The following is an 18,809-nucleotide window of genomic DNA, read 5'->3' as shown; positions in this document are numbered from 1 at the left end:
AGGCGGCTGCTTCGCGGTACCAAGCATCGGCTTGCGAATCCAACGGAGGAAGATGGTCTTTTTCATTAACGCAGACGAATGATTTGCTGTCGGCCATAACGGAAACTCCGAAACTCAGCAGGAAAGTGAACAGATAAATAGAGATACGCATCGCTCAGTCCACCGTAAAATTGGGACTATAGGGTGTGGTGACATCCCAGAACCGCAATAAATGGGTCGTTAGAGATTCACCATTTCGCTGCTGCTTCCAGTTCTTATCCATCTTCTGATTCCACAGCTTGAAGTTTTCTTCGGTCGTTTCGGCCAACTTATAAGCATGTGCCCCCCACAACTCCTCCCGCATCGCCCTCGCCAAATCCGGATTGGGTTGGGCAACCCCCAATTCGCTGTCGCTATGCATGCTGCGGACATTGATATTGGCCGAGCTGAGCAGGGTATAGAGGTCGTCCACCAGCAGCAGCTTGGAGTGCACGTAGATGTGCTTGTAGCGCGCCTTCAGCGGCGGCGCCCCGAGGGCGGCCTCGGCTTCGGCGGACATGCGTACTGGCGGCGGGCTGCCGGGGGCGGGGTCGCTGGTGGCCAGGGTGGCGATGACCACCTTGAGGCCGGGCACGTCGGCGAGCTGGTAGGGCTTGTCGTCCTCGCCGGTGTTCTTCGCCAGTTCGGGAATGTCCTGCGCGCCGAGACCGCCGAGGCGTTGCTCGACTTCCGGCGTCACGCCTTTCTCTTCGAGCGCCTCGATCTTGCGTTGCAGCCGTTCGATGTTGTTTTCCTGGCCGCGCCGGACATAGGGATCGGGGTGCGGGTTTTCCCTGAGCTGCTTCAACTGCTCGCGCTTTTCCCGCAGGTCATGCGCCAGGTCGCGCTGCACTTGCGGCATCAGCTGCTCCTGGCCCACGCCTTTCATCATGTCGTAGGTGGTCTTCGAGGCGTCGCTGGAGTCGGGGGTGTTGGTCACGACGAACAGGTACAGGTCGCCGGGCACGCCCCGGGCCTTGCGGGCCTGCGCGGTCTTCCGCAGGCGCTCGGCGAAGCCGGCATAACGGAAGTACTGGTTTTCCATGTAGACGTAGTCGGTGGCATTGCCCAGGGCCTTGAGATAGTGCTCCAGGATCGAGCGCTCGCCGTCCTGTGGCTGGGTCCGGCAAATCTGCGCAACGCTGTTGCTGGCGGGCGTGGCGATCTTCGGCAGCGGCAAGGCGTCGCGCTCGGCGGTCAGCGATGGCGTCGAGAACCAGCGCTTGTACCACGGCGTCTCGAGGTCCCAGGCCTCGCTGAAGTTGCGGCTGAGGTCGGCCAGCACCGGTCCCTGGACCTGCATGGAGATATCCTGCCAGGGCCCGAACCCGGGATCGCGACCGGCGGCGCGGTCGTCGAACAGGTGGGCACTGGTGTCCCAGTAGTTGCGGTGCATGTTGTGACCCATGACGAAGCCGATGGCCTGCGGGCTACCATAGTCGACCAGGACCATCTTCTGGTGATGGCTGGCGAACTGGGTGAGTACCAGCAACTGGCCGATGCCCAGGTCGTCGATGCCATCGGCGCGCAACAGGTGGATCAGGCTTTGCAGCCGCCCGTTGACGAGGCGTACCTGCTCGCCGTTCATCACCGGCCTGGCCGTCTGCTCGAAGTCGCGGGTACGGAACTCGACGTTCTGCAACCCACCGCCGCGTACCGCCTTGAACCAGTCGCGGGTGAATATCTGCCCCCAGGGATCCTGGCGGGTGCCGCCGGAACCGCGCTTGCCGCCGTAGCCCTGGGCCTCGCTGCTGTCGAGAGTGCGCTGGATCTCGGCGTTCTCCGCCTCCAGCTCGGCGATGCGCGCCCGCGCGTGGGCGGCGCCCCGCGGGTCGAAGCTCGGCAGCCTGCCTTCGCGGTGCAGCCGTTCCGAGCGTTCCAGGGCTTCCTGCTGCCGCGCGATGAGGTTGAGGTTATGCTGGCGCCGCTGCTCCAGCCGCAGCACCTCGTTGTCCACCGCACTGCCGCTGGCGACGCCCGAGCCCACCCAGGTGCCGCCGGAACCGCCGACGCCGGCCCCGGGGATGGTGTTTTCCTTGAGCCTGGCGAGCTGGTTGCTCCAGACCAGCACCCGCGCCTGCACTCCTTCGCGGCCCTTCGTCTGCAGCAATTCGCCGATTCGCGGTCCGTCGGGGCGCTTGAAGCGCATGGCCGGGTCGAAGCCCCAGGTGATGATGTCGATGCTCTGCCGGGCCGCTTCCATCGCCGCATGCACCGCGTCGAAGGCCGCCTGGCCATTGATCAGCGGCTTGATGTGCACACCCGCGCGCGGTGGGTAGAAGGCCTTGTTGGCGAACCAGTCGAGGGTCAGCCGGACGCTGCCGGCCTGTTGCGCGTACAGCTTGAGGGTCTGCGGTTTGTACAGGTCGCTCATGGCGTGGGCTCATCCTTGTCGGCGGCGCCGGGCCGCGAGGCGTCGCGCCGGTAGGCGTCCGGGGCGGAACGCGGCTTGTGCTGGGGCATTTCTGGCCGGTAGTCGCGGAACCCCTGCTGGGCGAGCCGATCGTCGGCCTGCAGTGCGTCCGGCCGGTCGACCATCTCCACTTCGTAGGCGTGACCATTGGCCGTCTCGATACGATAGGTGCGTTCGCCCGGCAGCGGTTCGAAGCTGATTGCGCCGCCTTCGTCGGCGATGCCCTCCTCCTTGAGGGCACCGTTGGCGTAGAGCCGATACGGTTGCCTGGCCGCCGATGCCACGCCGGGCAACGGACTGAGTTCGAAACGTAGGAGTTTCTGCGGCGCTTCGCCGATCTTCTGGGCGATGGCTCCCAACAAGGCGCCTCCCGCCGCCGCGGCGTCGGCCGCGAGCGGTTGCAGCGGCGACAGCGCGCGAACGCCGCTACCGATGCCGGGGCTGCCGCCGCTGTTGATCATCACCTGGGCGCCGTCGAGGGTGACACCGCCCGGGTCGAGCCTGGCGAAGCTGCCACCGCCCTTTAGGGTCAGCTCCATGCCTGCCTCGATCACTACCTTGTCGCCGGCCTTGAAATGGATCTCGTCGCCCGCCTCGACGAACTGGCCGGTGCCGATCCTCAGGTGCAACGCGTCGGCGACGCTGAGGTGGTCGGCCGCCTTCAGTTCGACCTTGCGGTCGGCGTGGACCGTGCGCTGTTCCTCGGCCCTGAACTCGCTGTAGCTATCGCCCTCGACCGTGTCGTGGCGCTCATGGCCGACGCGGATCTTCTGGTCGTGCTCGATGTTCTCGTCCCAGTCGCGCTGGGCGTGGACGAAGATCTGTTCCTGGCCCTTGCGGTCCTCGATGCGCAGTTCGTTGAAACCGCCGCCGCCGGGGTAGCTGTCGGTCTTGAAAACGCTGCGGGTCTTGTTCTGCGGCAGCTCGTAGGGCACCCGGTTTTCGCTGTGGTAGAGGCAACCGGTGACCAGCGGCTGATCCGGATCGCCCTCCAGGAAACCCACCAGGACTTCCATGCCCACCCGCGGGATGGCTACGCCGCCATAGCGTTTGCCCGCCCAGTTGGAGGCGACGCGCAACCAGCAACTGGTGTTGTCGTCGGCCTGGCCGAGGCGATCCCAGAAGAACTGCACCTTGACCCGGCCGTATTGGTCGCAGTGGATGGTCTCGCCGGCGGGGCCGGTCACGACCGCTGTCTGACAGCCCAGCAGGCGTGGCCTGGGATGCTCCAGCGGGGGGCGGAAATGCGCGCTCCAGGGAGTGGCGACGAAACGGTTGCGATAGCCCTGGCGGAAATCGCCCCGGCCCTGCGCGACGTCGCTGTCGATCGACTCTTCCAGTACCTGCGGCTGCCGCCCTTCGTGGAGAACCTCAGTAAGCAGCCAGAGATCGTTCCATTCGCCGCGGGGATGCGCGGACAGCGTCAGGAAGTGTCCGCTGAGCAGCGCCGGTTCGTCGCTTTCGCCCCTAGCCTGTAGGTAGTCGGCGCGATGCCGTTCCAGCGCGCGCCGGCTCAGGTGCTTGCCGCGCTCGCGGTGGGTGAAGCGGCCGGGATAGTCGTAGTCCTCCAGGTCCGGTTGCTGCGCCCCGGGCTGCGGGCCATGGGCGGCCTGCATCTGCAACGCGGGTTGCTCGAAGTCGTAGTCGCGCCGGGTAACCCGGCTGGCACGGGTGTCGAAGCGCACGCCGAAGCGCTTGACCACCGGCTGGTCGGCGACCAGCCCGGCGTCCTGCACGTAGGCGACGGGGCGTTGCAGCCGCGGAAAGGAGGTCTGGTCGTCGCCGAAGACCAGCACATGGCCCTGGGCAGAAAACTCATGGTGGTAATGGATGCCTTCCTCCTCGCAGAGCCTGCTGAGGAACGCCAGGTCGGTTTCGTCGTACTGCGTGCAGTATTCGCGGGCCGGGTACGGCGTCGGGCCCAGCTGGAAGCGGTAGGCGTCGGCGAGAATGCCGTGGCCCTCCAGCACCCGACCGATGATTTCCGGCACGCTGAGGCGCTGGAAGATGCGTTGGTCGCTGCACAGCCCCAGGTAGGCCAGGCGCGGCTCCAGGGTCGCGCGATAGCCGGTCAGGCGCTTGCCGGAGTCCCCCTGGGCGATGCTGGTGAGCTGTCCGTGGACCCCTTGCCCGCTCGGCGAGAGGATCAGGAAGGCCGGCTGGTGCAGCAGCGCGTCGAGGTCCAGATCGGATCGCTCGCTGACCAGCTCCAGGTCGAAGCGAAAGGGCTGGCTGATGGCTTCGCGACCGCGGAAGGCGAGTACCTGGAAGTCGTGCCGGAGGTTTTCGATGCGAAGGCTGAAGTGCGTCTGGTTGGCGGGGGCGAACATTCACTGTCCTCTTGGAAACGCAGCCGTGCGTTCCTGGCGTATTCGGTTCCGGGCGCGACGCGCCTGCGCCCGCGCGATGGAAATGCTGGCCGAGAGGATAGAGGAGAACAGTTGTGCAACTCTTTGCGCACTCGGCCTCCCGGCCGCATCAACGCTGACCTCAATAAATTTGTAACAGAAAATTTCCAGAATACCGACACGGACGCCCCACCCCATCCGCGGCATTCACGTCCGCCAGGACGGGCCAGGCGTCCGCCGCCTCGAGCGCCTCAGGCGTAGCGCTCGTGCCCCCAGGCGAGGAGGCTTTCCAGCAGTTCGCGGATGACCGCGCGGGTCGCTTCGGCGAGGTCCGCGCGGTAAGCGAACGGGGCCTGCTCGTCCATGTAGGTGCACTGCGCCAGCTCCAGCTGGACGGCATGGACGTGCTGCTCCGGCTGGCCGTAGTGGCGGGTGATGTGGCCGCCCTTGAAGCGCCCGTTGAGCACATGGCTGTAGCCTTCGGCGGCAGCGCAGACCGCCTCCAGGCGGGCCGCCAGCGCTGGATCGCAACTGGCGCCGGCGTTGGTGCCGAGATTGAAGTCGGGCAGTCGGCCGTCGAACAGGTGCGGCACGTGGGAACGGATCGAGTGGGCGTCCCAGAGCAGCGCGTAGCCGAACTCGGCCTTCAGCCGCGCCAGTTCCTCGGCGATGGTCCGGTGGTAGGGCGTCCACACTTCGGCCAGGTAGCGCATGCGTTCCTCGGCGGACGGCGCCATGCCTTCGCGGTAGAGCGGCCGGCCGTCGAACAGGGTGTCCGGATACAGGCCGGTAGTGGCGGTGCTGTACAGCGGCTTGTCGTCGGAAGGGCGGTTGAGATCGACCACATAGCGCGAATAGTGGGCAGCCAGGGTGCTGGCGCCCAGTTCCTCGGCGAAATCGTAGAGCCGGGGAATGTGCCAGTCGGTATCGGTCAGCGCCCGCGCCTCCTCCACCAGGCCGGCGTCCACCGCCGGGGTCAGGCGCGTGCCGGGGTGCGGCATGCTGATCAGTAGCGGCACGCGGCCGCGCTTGAAACTCAGGACTTCATCCACGGTATACCTCCTCGGCGTGGCGAATGACGCGTTTCGGCAGATCGCCGCCCAGCCAGTAGGCCAGCTCCGCCGGACGCTCGATGTCCCAGGCGACGAAGTCGGCCAGCTTGCCAACCTCCAGGCTGCCGTGGCTGGCTTCCAGCCCCAGCGCCCGGGCGGCGTGCAGGGTGACACCGGCCAGCGCCTCCTCCGGGGTCAGGCGGAACAGGGTACAGGCCATGTTCAGCATCAGGCGCAACGACAGCGCCGGCGAGGTGCCGGGATTGAGATCGCTGGCAATGGCCATGGCCACGCCGTGCCGGCGCAGGGCATCGATCGGCGGCAGCTGGGTCTCGCGCAGCAGGTAGAAGGCGCCCGGCAGCAGCACCGCGACGGTGCCCGCCTCGCCCATGGCGCGGGCGTCGTCCTCGGTCATGTACTCCAGGTGGTCGGCCGACAAAGCCCGGTAGCGCGCCGCCAGGCTGGAACCGTGCAGCGAGGATAGCTGCTCGGCGTGCAGCTTCACCGGCAGGCCCAGCTCGCGGGCGGCGATGAATACCCGCTCGACCTGCGCCGGGGAAAACGCCAGGTGCTCGCAGAAGGCGTCCACCGCGTCCACCAGTCCCTCTCCGGCCAGCGCGGGGAGCATCGTCGAGCAGATATGCTCGATGTAGTCGTCGGCGCGCCCGGCGTATTCCGGCGGTAGCGCATGGGCAGCCAGGCAGGTGCTGCGCACGGTCGCCGGCAGGCGTTCGCCGAGGCGGCGGATGACCCGCAGCATCTTGCGTTCGCTGGCCAGGTCGAGACCGTAGCCGGACTTGATCTCCAGCGCCGTCACGCCGTCGCGCAGCAAGGGCTCCAGGCGCTTGCGCGCACTGACCAGCAATTCTTCCTCGCTGGCCTCGCGGGTGGCGCGTACGGTGCTGGCGATGCCGCCGCCGGCGGCGGCGATCTCGGCGTAGCTGACGCCCTCCAGGCGCTGCTCGAATTCGCCGCTGCGGTTGCCGCCGAACACCGCGTGGGTGTGGCAGTCGATCAACCCCGGGGTCAGCCAGGCGCCATCGAGGTCGATGCGTTCGGCGTAGTCGTCGGGCGGCAGTTCGGCGCGCGGGCCGATCCAGTGGATCAGCGGACCGTCGGTGACCAGGGCGGCGTCCTCGACGATCGAGTACTTGCCGCCCTTGAGGGTGGCGGCATGGCAATGCTGCCAGAGTCGTTTCATTGCAGGTCTCCTATGCTCGCGGCCAGCCGGGCGAGACTCTTCCGCTCGCCGAGGATGGCCGCCGCGCTGGCGATGTCGGGAGCCAGCCAGCGGTCGGTGTCGTACGCGGGCACGCGCTCGCGCAGGATGCCCCAGGCCGCCGCGGTGCCCTGGCCGAAGCGTTGCGGGGCGAGGAATTCGAAGGCCTGGGCGGCCAGCAGGTACTCGATGGCGAGGATCCGCCGGAGGTTCTCCAGGGCCCTGCCAAGCTTGAGCGCGGCACTGGTGCCGAGGCTCAGGTGGTCCTCCTGGAGCGCCGAGGTGACGAAGTTGTCGACCACCGCCGGCTGCGCCAGCTGGCGGTTCTCGCCGGCCAGGGAGGCGGCGACGTACTGGGTGACCATCATCCCCGAGTTGACTCCCGGCTTGCCCACCAGGAACGCCGGCAGGCCGCTGACCAGCGGGTTGACCAGGCGATCCAGGCGCCGCTCGGCGACCCCGCCCAGCTCGGCCACGGCGATCGCCAGCAGGTCGGCGGCCATCGCCACCGATTCGCCGTGGGGATTGGCCTGGGATACCACCCGGTAGGCCTCCGGCGTACCCAGCAGCAGCGGGTTGTCGGTGGCCGAGTTGAGTTCGGTCTCTATCTGCCGCGCCGCATGGGCCAACTGGTCACGGCAGGCGCCATGGATCTGCGGTATCGAGCGGATGCTCAGGGCATCCTGGGTGCGGATGCCGCGGGCGTTCTCCAGCACCTGGCTGCCAGCCAGCAAGGCCCGCAGATTGGCGGCGACCCGCTGCATCCCGGGATGCGGCTTGAGCGCAACGATCTCGGCGTCGAACGCCGCCAGTTGGCCGCGCAGGGCCTCGAAGCTCATCGCCCCGATCACGTCGGCCCACTGCGCCAGGCGCTGCGCGTCGTCCAGGGCCAGGCAGGCGAGGCCGGTCATGCACGGCGTGCCGTTGACCAGGCAAAGCCCGTCCTTGGCTCCCAGGCGCACCGTCGCCAGGCCTTCCGCCGCCAACGCGGCGGCGGCCGGCACGACGCTGCCGCGGTAGCTGACCTCGCCGATGCCGAGCAGGGCGATGCCGACGTGCGCCATGTGGGTCAGGTAGCCCACCGAGCCCTGGGCCGGCACCTGCGGGGTAATGCCGTGGTTGAGCAGCGCCAGCAGTCCTTCCACCAGCGAACGGTCGAGCCCGGACTTGCCCCGGCTGTAGTTGGCGACGGCGGCACAGATGATCGCCCGGGTCTGTTCGTCGCGCAGCGGCTCGCCGACCCCGCAGGCATGGCTGAGCAAGGTGTTGCGCGACAGCTCGGCGAGCTGCTCGCCTTCCAGCAGGACGTCGCACAGCGCGCCGAGGCCGGTACTGATGCCGTAGGCACGCTCGCCGTTGGCGACGATACGGCAGACGATGGCGCGGGCGTTGTCGATCCGTGCCCAGGCCGCCGCCGACAGTTCCAGGCGCGCACCGTGCCGGGCCACCGCGACCAGTTCCTGCCAACGCAGCGGGCCGTCGCCGAACACGACGCTCGGTAGGTCGCTCATAGGTTCGCCACCCGCCGCTGGACGAAGCGGTCGACGTAGTCGTCGGCCGGCTGGTGGAGGATTTCCCGTGGCGTGCCGACCTGGATCAGCTGGCCGTCCTTGAGGATCGCGATGCGGTTGCCGATGCGTACCGCCTCGTCGAGGTCGTGGGTGATGAAGACGATGGTCTTGTGCAGGGTTTTCTGCAGTTCCAGCAACTGGTCCTGCATGTCCGCGCGGATCAACGGGTCGAGGGCGCTGAAGGCCTCGTCCATGAGAATGATCTCGGTGTCGGCGGCCAGCGCGCGGGCCAGGCCGACACGCTGGCGCATGCCGCCGGAAAGCTGGTGCGGATAGGACTTCTCGTAGCCCTTCAGGCCCACCGTGGCGATCCAGTGCAGGGCCCGCTCGTGGCACTGCGCCCGGCTTTCGCCGCGAACCTTCAGGCCGTAGGCGACATTGTCGAGCACGCTCTTGTGCGGCAGCAGGCCGAAACTCTGGAACACCATGCTGATCTTGCGCCGGCGGAATTGCCGGAGGGCTTCCATGTCGTAGCGCAGGATGTCCTCGCCATCCACCAGGATCTCGCCGCTGGTGGGGTCGATCAGGCGGTTGAAATGGCGCACCAGGGTCGACTTGCCGGAACCCGACAGGCCCATGATCACGAAGATCTCGCCAGCACCGATGGTCAGCGACAGGTCGTTGACGCCGACCACGCAGCCGGTCTGCGCCAGCACTTCGCCCTTGCTGCGTCCCTGGCGGATAAGGGCCAGCGCGGCATCGGCGCGCGGGCCGAAGATCTTGAACACGTTCTTCACTTCGATCTTGTTCATCTGCGCACCGCTCATTTGCTCGTCTCGTGCCGGGAACGGCCATAGGCCTGGGTGATGCGGTCGATCACCACCGCGAGGATGACGATCGCCAGGCCGGCTTCCAGGCCCTTGCCCACGTTCAGCGTCTGGATGCCCACCAGTACGTCTTCGCCGAGGCCGCGGGCGCCGATCATCGAAGCGATCACCACCATCGACAGGGCCATCATGGTGGTCTGGTTGATCCCCGCCATGATGCTCGGCAGGGCCAGCGGCAACTGCACGCCGAACAGCTGCTGCCAGCGGTTGGCGCCGAAGGCGTTGACCGCCTCCATCACCTCGCTGTCGACCTGGCGGATGCCCAGGTCGGTGAGGCGGATCAGCGGCGGCGCGGCATAGATCACGGTGGCGAAGATCGCCGGCACCTTGCCCAGGCCGAACAACATCAGCACCGGGATCAGGTACACGAAGCTGGGCATGGTCTGCATGATGTCCAGCAGCGGCATCAGCACCGCGCGCAGGCGGTTGCTGCGCGCGGCGAGGATGCCCAGGGGGATGCCGATCAGCACCGAGATGAAGGTCGCCACCAGCATCAGCGCGAGGGTCTGCATCAGCTTGTCCCAGAGGCCGACGGCGCCGACCAGGAACAGCAGGCCGGTGATCACCAGGGTCGGCAGCAGGCGCCGGGTGGCGTGCCAGGCGATCGCCGCGACGATCGCCAGCAACAGCCACCAGGGCGTGGCGCGGAGCAGCCCTTCGAGGTTGACGATGGCCCACAGCAGGGTGTCGGATATCTTGCGGAACAGGTCGCCGTAGTTGGTCACCAGGGCGTCGACCCAAGCGTTGACCCAGTCGGCGATGGAAAATGTCAGGCGTTCGGGAAACATGGTCTGCTCTCGTCGGTCGTGGGTTCAGAGTGCCGCTTCGATCTTCTTCGCCGCGTCCTCGTCGACCCAGGCGTGCCAGACCTCGGGGTGCTCCTTGAGGAACTCGCGCGCCAGGCGCGCCGCATCGATCCGGTCCTTGGCCATCCGCGCCAGGTCGCTGTTCAGCAGCTCCGCCGGCAGGTTGACCTTCTCCAGCACCGCCACCAGCTCCGGCGCCTGGTCGTGGAAGGTCCGCGACAGGCCGACCTGGATCCTGATGCGCTTGTCGACGCCGGGCCTTTCCTCCAGGCGCACCAGGTCGGCGCGGCCCATCAGCGGCGTCGGCGACCAGTAGTAGAACAGGATAGGCTCGCCGCGCCGATAGCTCGACAGCACCGCCGCGTCCAGTGCCGGGCCGGTGCCCGGCCGGAAATTGGTGAACGTCTCCTCCAGGCCGTAGCTTTTCAGCATCTCGCTGTTCTCCAGCTCGCAGGTCCAGCCGGCCGGGCAATTGTAGAAGCGCCCCTTGCCCGGCTCTTCCGGGTCGCGGAAGACCTCGGCGTACTGCGCCAGGTCGGCGATAGAGCGCAGCTTCGGCGCCTTCGCCTCGAGCTTGCGCTGCGGGTCGCCCTCGATCACGTAGCGCGGCACGTACCAGCCCTCCACCGCGCCGACGATGGGTTCGCCGACGCCGACCACCTTGCCGGCCGCGGCAGCCTTGTTCCAGGCGTCGCTGCGGCCGATCCACTCCTCGGCGAAGACCTGGATGTCATTGGTGCTCAGCGCCTGCTCCATGGTGATCGAGTTGCCCGGCAGGCTGTCGGTGGTACAGCCGTAGCCCTTGGCCAGGACGAACTGCATCAGTTCGGTGAGCAGCGTCCCGCTCTCCCAGTTCAGCCCGGCGAATTTCACCGCCTTGCCGGACTCGCACCAACCTTCCGCCTGGGCGCCCGCCGCGGCGGCGAGCAGGCCGAGGGCACAGAGAACACTCAACATCGACTTCTTGTATCGCATGGTTCGACGCTCCAGATGCACGATTGGGAAAGGCAGTTGGAAAACCTGCGGGCCGCGCCCGGGGGAACGGCCTCGATCATTGTTATTGGCCGGCGGCTCAGGCCGCCGTCGGTTCCGTCACAGCCCTCCCTGGGCCTGAAGCACGCCATGCGCGGCATCGCCCTTCGGCCTGACCCAGCGCCGGTAGGCGATCACCAGCAAGGCGATCCAGATAGCCCCGACCCACAGGGCCGGGCGGGTGTCCGGGAAATAGCCGAGCACCACGAAGATGAACAGCATGAAGACGATCGCCGCCGCCGGCGCGAATGGCCACAGCGGCACCGGGAACTTCAGCGCGGCGACCTGGCGTGGCCCCATGCGCCGGCGCATGCCGACCTGGGCCAGGAGGATCATCAGCCAGACCCACACGGTGGCGAAGGTGGCGATGGACGCGATCAACAGGAATACGCTCTGCGGGATCAGGTAGTTCAGCGCCACGCCGAGCAGCAGGGCAACCGCCATCAGCAGCACGGTCATCCACGGCACGCCGTGCCGCGACACCCGCGAGAAGCCGACCGGCGCCTGGCCCTGGCGGGCCATGCCGTAGAGCATGCGACCGGCGCCGAAGATGTCGCTGTTGATCGCCGAAATCGCCGCGGTGATCACCACGACATTGAGGATCGCCGCGGCCGACTCGATCCCCAGGCCGTCGAAGATCTGCACGAAGGGACTGCCGTTGCTGCCGATCTGCTGCCAGGGGAAGATCGCCATCAGCACGAACAGGGTCAGCACGTAGAACAGCAGGATGCGCAGCGGCACCGCATTGATCGCCCGCGGGATCACCCGCTGCGGGTCCTGCGCCTCGCCGGCGGTGATGCCGATGATCTCGATGCCGCCGAAGGCGAACACCACCACCGACAGCGAGGCGACCAGCCCGGCCCAACCGTTGGGCAGGAAGCCGCCGTGCTGCCACAGGTTGTGCACGCCGGTGGCGGACGTCGCCGCGCCGTCCAGGCTGAAGCCGAAGAACATGATGCCGAGCCCGGCGAGGATCATCGCGACGATGGCGCCGACCTTGACCAGCGACAGCCAGAACTCCAGCTCGCCGAAGACCTTGACATGGCAGAGGTTCAGCCCGCCGATGAACAGCACGATGGACAGTACCCAGATCCAGCGCGGCACGTCGGGAAACCAGAACCCCATGTAGATGCCGAACGCGGTGACATCGGCGAGGCAGACGATGATCATCTCGAAAGCGTAGGTCCAGCCGGTGACGAACCCGGCCAGGGGGCCGAGATAGCTGCTGGCGTAATGGCCGAACGAGCCGGACACCGGCTCGTGCACCGCCATCTCGCCGAGCGCGCGCATCACCATGTACACCGCCGCGCCGGCGACCAGGTAGGCCAGCAGCACCGCCGGCCCGGCCATCTGGATGGCCGATGCGGAACCGTAGAACAGGCCGGTGCCGATCGCCGACCCCAGTGCCATGAAACGAATATGACGGGCGTTCAGCCCGCGCCGAAGCCCCGTGTCGTGCGTCATCCCTCGGCTCTCCTGTTGTTGTTCTTGCTGGAGCGCCCCGGCCGAGCGGCCGGGGGCGGGTATCAAAGGCTCGGCAACAGCCGGGCCGGCAGCAGCGCGTTCAGGCAACCGCTGGCGAGCAACTGGCTGGCGGCCTCGATATCAGGGGCGAAGAAGCGATCCTCCTGGTAGTACGGCACCTTGTCGCGCAGCAGGCGGCGAGCCTGCTCCAGCTTCGGCGAACTCTTCAGGCCCTCGCGGAAGTCCAGGCCCTGGCAGGCGCCCAGCCATTCCACGGCGAGAATCCCGCGGACGTTCTCGGCCATCGCCCAGAGCCGTTTGCCGGCGTTCGGCGCCATCGACACGTGGTCTTCCTGGTTGGCCGAGGTCGGCAGGCTGTCGACGCTGGCCGGATGGGCCAGGGCCTTGTTGTCGCTGGCCAGCGCGGCGGCGGTGACCTGGGCGATCATGAAGCCGGAGTTGACCCCGCCGTTGGCCACCAGGAACGGCGGCAACTGCGACATGTGCATGTCCATCATCAGCGAGATGCGCCGTTCCGACAGCGAACCGATCTCGGCCAACGCCAGGGCCAGGTTGTCGGCGGCCATCGCCACCGGTTCGGCGTGGAAGTTGCCGCCGGAGATCACGTCGCCCTCGGCGGCGAATACCAGCGGGTTGTCGGACACCGCGTTGGCTTCGATCTCCAGCACCTCGGCGGCCTGGCGCATCTGGGTCAGGCAGGCGCCCATCACCTGCGGCTGGCAACGCAGCGAATAGGGGTCCTGGACCTTGTCGCACTTCTCATGGGAGCGCGCCACCTCGCTGCTGGCGGTGAGCAGGTCGCGATAGGCCGCGGCCACGTCGATCTGCCCACGCTGGCCGCGCGCGGCATGGATGCGCGCATCGAACGGCGCCCGCGAACCGAGCATGGCCTCGACGCTGAGCCCGCCGCAGACGGTGGCGGCGGCGAACAGGTCCTCGGCCTCGAACAACCCGCGCAGCGCGTAGGCGGTGGACACCTGGGTGCCATTGAGCAGGGCCAGGCCTTCCTTCGCCGCCAGGGTCAGCGGCTCCAGCCCGGCCACCGCCAGCGCTTCGGCGGCCGGCAGCCACTCACCGCGATGGCGCGCCCGGCTTTCGCCGATCAGCACCAGCGACATGTGCGCCAGCGGCGCCAGGTCGCCGGACGCACCCACCGAGCCTTTCAGCGGGATGTGCGGATAGACCTCGGCGTTGATCAGCGCGATCAGCGCGTCGATCACCTTGCGGCGGATGCCGGAGAACCCGCGCGCCAGGCTGTTCACCTTGAGCAGCATGACCAGCCGCACCATGGCGTCGTCCAGCGCCTCGCCGACGCCGGCGGCATGGGACAGGACGATGGAACGCTGGAGCTTCTCCAGGTCGGCCGGGGAAATCCGCGTCGAGGCCAGCAGGCCGAAGCCGGTGTTGATGCCGTAGGCGGTGCGGCCCTCGGCGATGATGTTCTCGACACAGGCGACGCTGGCGGCGATCGGCGCGTCGGCGCTGGGATCCAGGCTCAGGCGCACGGGGGCCAGGTAGGCTTGGCGCAGGTCGGCCAGGGTCAACTGGCCGGGTTTCAGATGCAGGCTCATCGAAGGCTCCTTGTTCGGTTCGGCAGGCTCGGCAGCGCCGTCCGCCGGCGGCGTTTCATGGGATTGAAGGCGGCCGCGCCGCCCTGGAAATTCGTCTCAGGCCCCGTGCGCGGGATGTTCGAAGGCGCCGGGATCGGCCGGCAGGATCATTCGCGCCGGGGCCTGGCGCGTGGCCTTGCGCCGCGCCACCAGGTAGTAGAGGACCGCCGGCACCAGCAAGCCGATGATCCAGGAGATATCCACGCCGCCGAGGTGCTCGACCATCGGTCCGGTGTACAGCGTGGTCGCCAGGAACGGCATCTGCACCAGCACGCCGAGGGTATAGACGGCGATTCCCGGCAGGTTCCAGCGACCGTAGCGGCCGTCGGGGTCGGCCAGCGCGGGCACGTCATAGCGCTCGCGGGTGATGAAGTAGTAGTCGACCAGGTTCACCGCGCTCCACGGGGTGAAGAAGGTCAGCAGGAACAGGATGAAGGACTTGAACGCAGCGAGGAACGAGTGCTGGCCGAGCAGCGCGATGAGCGTCGAGGCGCCGACGATCGCGAGGACGAAGAACAGGCGTTGCACGCGGGTGATCTCCAGTTGGCCGCGTACGCTGCTGATGATGGTCGCGATGCACATGAAGCTGCCGTAGGAGTTCAGCGTGGAAATGGTCACCTTGCCGAAGGCGATGCTGAAGTAGAGCAGCGCGGCGACGGTCCCGCTGCTGCCCAGGCCGACGATGTAGGCCACCTCGCGGCCGGCGAACTGGCCGTTGGCCAGGGCTGCGGAGAACACCCCGAGGACCATCGAGGCCTGGGCGCCGAGCACCGAGCCGAGGCCGACGGCGAGGAAGGTCTTCCACGACGAGGTGGACGCCGGCAGGTAGCGTGAATAGTCGGCCACGTAGGGGCCGAAGGCGATCTGCCAGGACGCCGCCAGCGACACCGCGAGGAGGAACGAGGCCCAGCTGAAATGGCGGATGGCGAGCAGGTCGCCGATGTCGCTGAGCAGCATCAGGCGGCTGAACAGGTAGGCGAAGGCGATGATGCCGAGGACGCTGGCGATCCGCCCGATGATGTGGATGACGCGATAGCCGAGCACCGTCACCAGGACGATGAAGGCGGCGAAGATGAAGATCCCGGCGCTGTCGCTGAGCCCGGTGAGCTGGCCGATGGCCTGGCCGGAAAGCACCGTGCCGGTGGCGGTGAAGCCCAGGTACATCAGGCACACCAGGGCGATCGGGATGCAGGCGCCGTAGACGCCGAACTGCACCCGGCTGGAAATCATCTGCGGCAGCCCCAGGCGCGGCCCCTGCGCGGCGTGCAGGGCCATCACCGCGCCGCCGAGGAGCTGGCCGATGAGCAGGCCGACCAGCGACCAGAACACGTCGCCGCCGAGGACCACGGCGAGGGCGCCGGTGACGATGGCGGTGATCTGCAGGTTGGCCCCCAGCCAGAGGGTGAACTGGCTGTAGAGGCGGCCGTGGCGCTCGTTCGCCGGGATGTAGTCGATAGAGCGCCGTTCGATCAGTGGCTTGCTGTCGCTGCCCTGGGTCATGCTGCTGTACTCCGCTGCGGCTCGCGCGCCGCCATTCTTGTTGTGGCCTGGTCGGGACAGTGGGCGGCCGCCCCCACGCCCCGCCGGCGTGGAGGCGGTTTTCGAGGTCAGCGCTGGGCGGTGATCATCGGCAGGTTCAGGCCCTGCTCCTTCGCGCAATCGATGGCGACCTGGTAGCCGGCGTCGGCGTGCCGCATCACCCCGGTACCCGGGTCGTTGGTCAGCACGCGGGCGATGCGTTCGGCGGCCTCGTCGCTACCGTCGCAGACGATCACCATCCCGGAGTGCTGGGAGAAGCCCATGCCTACGCCGCCGCCGTGGTGCAGCGAGACCCAGGTGGCGCCGCTGGCGGTATTCAGCAGGGCATTCAGCAGCGGCCAGTCGGACACCGCGTCGGAGCCGTCCTGCATGGCCTCGGTCTCGCGGTTGGGGCTGGCCACCGAGCCGGAGTCGAGGTGGTCGCGGCCGATGACGATCGGCGCGGACAGCTCGCCGCTGCGCACCATCTCGTTGAAGGCCAGGCCGAGCTTGGCGCGCAGCCCCAGGCCAACCCAGCAGATGCGCGCCGGCAGGCCCTGGAAGCTGATGCGCTCGCGGGCCATGTCCAGCCAACGGTGCAGGTGGGCATCGTCGGGGATCAGTTGCTTGACCTTGGCGTCGGTCTTGTAGATGTCCTGCGGGTCGCCCGACAGCGCGGCCCAGCGGAACGGACCGATGCCGCGACAGAACAGCGGGCGGATGTAGGCCGGGACGAAGCCGGGGAAATCGAAGGCATTGGCCACCCCCTCTTCCTTGGCCATCTGGCGGATGTTGTTGCCATAGTCGAAGGTCGGCACGCCCTGCTGCTGGAACACCAGCATGGCCCGCACGTGTACCGCCATGGACTGCTTGGCGGCCTTGACCACGGCGGCCGGGTCGGTCTGCGCGCGGTCGCGGTACTCTTCCCAGCTCCAGCCGGCCGGCAGGTAGCCGTTGAGTGGATCGTGGGCGCTGGTCTGGTCGGTGACCATGTCCGGGCGTACGCCGCGGCGAACCAGTTCCGGAAGGATCTCGGCGGCATTGCCCAGCAGGGCGATGGAGATGGCCTTGCCTTCGGCGGTGTAGCGCTGGATCCGCGCCAGGGCGTCGTCCAGGTCCTTGGCCTGCTCGTCGACGTAGCGACTGCGCAGGCGGAAGTCGATGCGGCTCTGCTGGCACTCGATGTTCAGCGAACAGGCGCCGGCCAGGGTCGCCGCCAGCGGCTGGGCGCCGCCCATGCCGCCAAGGCCGGCGGTAAGCACCCAGCGGCCCTTGAGATTGCCGTCGTAATGCTGGCGGCCAGCCTCGACGAAGGTTTCGTAGGTGCCCTGGACGATGCCCTGGCTGCCGATGTAGATCCACGAACCGGCGGTCATCTGGCCGTACATCGCCAGGCCCTTGGCGTCCAGTTCGTTGAAGTGTTCCCAGGTCGCCCAGTGCGGCACCAGGTTGGAGTTGGCGATCAGCACCCGCGGCGCGTTGGCGTGGGTCTTGAACACGCCGACCGGCTTGCCGGACTGTACCAGCAGGGTCTCGTCGTCGTTCAGTTGCTTGAGGGTCTCGACGATCCTGTCGTAGCACTCCCAGTTGCGCGCGGCACGGCCGATGCCGCCGTAAACCACCAGTTCCCTGGGGTTCTCCGCGACCTCCGGGTCGAGGTTGTTCATCAGCATGCGCAGCGGCGCTTCGGTCAGCCAGCTCTTGGCGGTCAGCGTAGTGCCGCGCGGGGCGCGGATTTCAATATCGCGGAATTTGCTCGGGGTGGTCACGGCAGGCTCCTGGGCGTGGCGTTCAACGGGCGGCGACCGGCGAGGGTGCGCCTGAATTCGGGGACGAAGCAGAGGTCGGGCTGGGTCTACCGAACACATCTATGCTTGTACATACAAGTATAAGCAAAGGAAGGGCCAATTCTGCCGCCACGCCCTCCGGCGATATCTCCACATTCCCGTGAATTTCATTCAACCCGTTGATTTTTCTGTAGTTAAGAATTAGCGAAGGTAGCCTCTCCCCCGGGAGAAGGAGCCTGCCGGAACGGCCCTGGGTGCACGTGATCGAAGCGTGCGCGCACCGGTTTGGGGCCTTCGGTAACACCGTTCAGCGCAATTGCGGGTAACCCCAGCCCTGCGCCTGACGCTCGTAGTCGAGGAGAATCCGGTAATGCTCCTCGCCGGCCGGGAGGAAGCTTTTCAGCGCCAGTGTCGCGGCCAGGTGCGGGCACTCGATCAGCGTCAGGTTCAGCGCTTCGAACAGCTCGCGGCGTTGCGCCGCACTCCAGTGCAGCGAGGTGATCAGCGGCAAGGCCGGGCTCGGCGCGCTGCGCCCGAGCACGCGCAGGCCGTCCAGGCGCTCCGGTGCGTGGCGTTGCAGGTAGCCGAAGGTCACTGCATCCACCGAGGTCAGCTCGACCTCACCCGCGGCCACCATCGCCAGGCTGCGCAGGTGGCCGCCGCTGATGTGCACCTCGGCGAAGAACGCCGAGTCTCGCCCCAGCGGCGCCAGCGCATGGCGCAGCAGGTTCATGCCGCTGTTGGAGTCGTGGTCGTTGAGCGCCAGGCGGGTATTGCGGAAGTCGCCGAGGCGCTGGCGCGCCTGTCCTTCGGCGGCGACGAACAGGCTGCAATGCTCGCCGGGAGCACAATCGGGCAAGTCGTAGCTGGGCACCGCGAGCACCGCCACCTGGCCGCGCAACTGGGTCATCAGCGGATAGCCGCAGGTCTGCGCGAACAACAGGTTAGGCTGTCGCCACTGCACCGCCAGATCGGTGGCGGCCGACGCGTAACGGCGCACGCCCAGGCGCCGGCAGACCTCGCCGATGAAGGTTGCGCCGGCCTGCCTGACGCAGTCCGGCTCGACATACATGTCCAGCGCCGCCACCACCGGGGTATCGATCATGCTCTCGTCCGCCTGCCT

13 protein-coding genes and 1 pseudogene are annotated in these 18,809 nt (G+C 67.6%); all 14 read right to left on the bottom strand.

Annotated elements, in window-relative coordinates; translation table 11 throughout:
* Positions 1–151, bottom strand: a pseudogene (locus JHD77_RS32320) (tetratricopeptide repeat protein); the annotation flags it as partial.
* A 3-nt stretch (positions 152–154) separates the two neighbouring features.
* Entirely contained in the window at positions 155–2,392 is a 2,238-nt protein-coding gene (gene pldB, locus JHD77_RS08465) for a type VI secrection system-dependent phospholipase D effector PldB (protein ID WP_031755393.1), read from the bottom strand.
* Entirely contained in the window at positions 2,389–4,761 is a 2,373-nt protein-coding gene (locus JHD77_RS08460) for a type VI secretion system Vgr family protein (protein WP_031755395.1), read from the bottom strand. The genes pldB and JHD77_RS08460 overlap by 4 nt, the downstream gene beginning before the upstream one ends.
* 269 nt (positions 4,762–5,030) lie before the next feature.
* Complete coding sequence (gene hutG / locus JHD77_RS08455; RefSeq protein WP_003117997.1) at positions 5,031–5,831, bottom strand: N-formylglutamate deformylase; 801 nt, start codon at positions 5,829–5,831, stop codon at positions 5,031–5,033.
* Positions 5,824–7,032, bottom strand: coding sequence for an imidazolonepropionase (gene hutI, locus JHD77_RS08450; protein ID WP_023876096.1), 1,209 nt, complete (start codon positions 7,030–7,032; stop codon positions 5,824–5,826). Before hutI ends, hutG begins: the two co-directional genes overlap by 8 nt.
* Entirely contained in the window at positions 7,029–8,561 is a 1,533-nt protein-coding gene (locus JHD77_RS08445) for an HAL/PAL/TAL family ammonia-lyase (protein ID WP_031755397.1), read from the bottom strand. Before JHD77_RS08445 ends, hutI begins: the two co-directional genes overlap by 4 nt.
* Positions 8,558–9,388, bottom strand: a complete 831-nt coding sequence (locus JHD77_RS08440) for a quaternary amine ABC transporter ATP-binding protein (RefSeq protein WP_003101756.1) — start codon at positions 9,386–9,388, stop codon at positions 8,558–8,560. The genes JHD77_RS08445 and JHD77_RS08440 overlap by 4 nt, the downstream gene beginning before the upstream one ends.
* Positions 9,385–10,236 (bottom strand): ABC transporter permease, encoded by an 852-nt coding sequence (locus JHD77_RS08435; protein ID WP_003095946.1) that lies wholly within the window; start codon positions 10,234–10,236, stop codon positions 9,385–9,387. Before JHD77_RS08435 ends, JHD77_RS08440 begins: the two co-directional genes overlap by 4 nt.
* A gap of 24 nt (positions 10,237–10,260) precedes the next feature.
* Positions 10,261–11,229 carry an ABC transporter substrate-binding protein gene (locus JHD77_RS08430; RefSeq protein ID WP_003095948.1) on the bottom strand — a complete coding sequence of 323 codons (969 nt, stop codon included), beginning with the start codon at positions 11,227–11,229 and terminating at the stop codon, positions 10,261–10,263.
* 117 nt (positions 11,230–11,346) lie between these two features.
* Positions 11,347–12,750 (bottom strand): amino acid permease, encoded by a 1,404-nt coding sequence (locus tag JHD77_RS08425; protein WP_015503788.1) that lies wholly within the window; start codon positions 12,748–12,750, stop codon positions 11,347–11,349.
* 62 nt (positions 12,751–12,812) lie between these two features.
* The gene (hutH, locus tag JHD77_RS08420; RefSeq protein ID WP_003114461.1) at positions 12,813–14,342 is read right to left on the bottom strand and encodes a histidine ammonia-lyase; all 1,530 of its coding nucleotides are present in this window, start codon (positions 14,340–14,342) and stop codon (positions 12,813–12,815) included.
* Between the two features lie 96 nt (positions 14,343–14,438).
* Positions 14,439–15,881 (bottom strand): purine-cytosine permease family protein, encoded by a 1,443-nt coding sequence (locus tag JHD77_RS08415; RefSeq protein WP_003101761.1) that lies wholly within the window; start codon positions 15,879–15,881, stop codon positions 14,439–14,441.
* Positions 15,882–15,988: 107 nt separating this feature from the next.
* Positions 15,989–17,668 carry a urocanate hydratase gene (gene hutU, locus JHD77_RS08410; protein WP_031755399.1) on the bottom strand — a complete coding sequence of 560 codons (1,680 nt, stop codon included), beginning with the start codon at positions 17,666–17,668 and terminating at the stop codon, positions 15,989–15,991.
* A 325-nt stretch (positions 17,669–17,993) separates the two neighbouring features.
* Positions 17,994–18,791: a phosphate/phosphite/phosphonate ABC transporter substrate-binding protein gene (locus tag JHD77_RS08405; protein ID WP_003114463.1), complete on the bottom strand. Its 798-nt coding sequence runs from the start codon at positions 18,789–18,791 to the stop codon at positions 17,994–17,996.
* Between the last annotated feature and the right edge of the window lie 18 nt (positions 18,792–18,809).

Source organism: Pseudomonas sp. P20 (assembly GCF_016463925.1).
In the GTDB taxonomy this organism is placed as follows: Bacteria; Pseudomonadota; Gammaproteobacteria; order Pseudomonadales; family Pseudomonadaceae; genus Pseudomonas; species Pseudomonas aeruginosa.
This window is presented reverse-complemented; position numbering and strand designations above follow the sequence as displayed.

Coding starts and splice junctions, on each gene's coding strand:
- hutH (WP_003114461.1), bottom strand. CDS start 14,342: ATGAGCCTGCATCTGAAACCCGGCCAGTTGACCCTGGCCGACCTGCGC.
- JHD77_RS08425 (WP_015503788.1), bottom strand. CDS start 12,750: ATGACGCACGACACGGGGCTTCGGCGCGGGCTGAACGCCCGTCATATT.
- JHD77_RS08460 (WP_031755395.1), bottom strand. CDS start 4,761: ATGTTCGCCCCCGCCAACCAGACGCACTTCAGCCTTCGCATCGAAAAC.
- hutI (WP_023876096.1), bottom strand. CDS start 7,032: ATGAAACGACTCTGGCAGCATTGCCATGCCGCCACCCTCAAGGGCGGC.
- JHD77_RS08445 (WP_031755397.1), bottom strand. CDS start 8,561: ATGAGCGACCTACCGAGCGTCGTGTTCGGCGACGGCCCGCTGCGTTGG.
- JHD77_RS08405 (WP_003114463.1), bottom strand. CDS start 18,791: ATGATCGATACCCCGGTGGTGGCGGCGCTGGACATGTATGTCGAGCCG.
- JHD77_RS08430 (WP_003095948.1), bottom strand. CDS start 11,229: ATGCGATACAAGAAGTCGATGTTGAGTGTTCTCTGTGCCCTCGGCCTG.
- pldB (WP_031755393.1), bottom strand. CDS start 2,392: ATGAGCGACCTGTACAAACCGCAGACCCTCAAGCTGTACGCGCAACAG.
- JHD77_RS08440 (WP_003101756.1), bottom strand. CDS start 9,388: ATGAGCGGTGCGCAGATGAACAAGATCGAAGTGAAGAACGTGTTCAAG.
- JHD77_RS08415 (WP_003101761.1), bottom strand. CDS start 15,881: ATGACCCAGGGCAGCGACAGCAAGCCACTGATCGAACGGCGCTCTATC.
- JHD77_RS08435 (WP_003095946.1), bottom strand. CDS start 10,236: ATGTTTCCCGAACGCCTGACATTTTCCATCGCCGACTGGGTCAACGCT.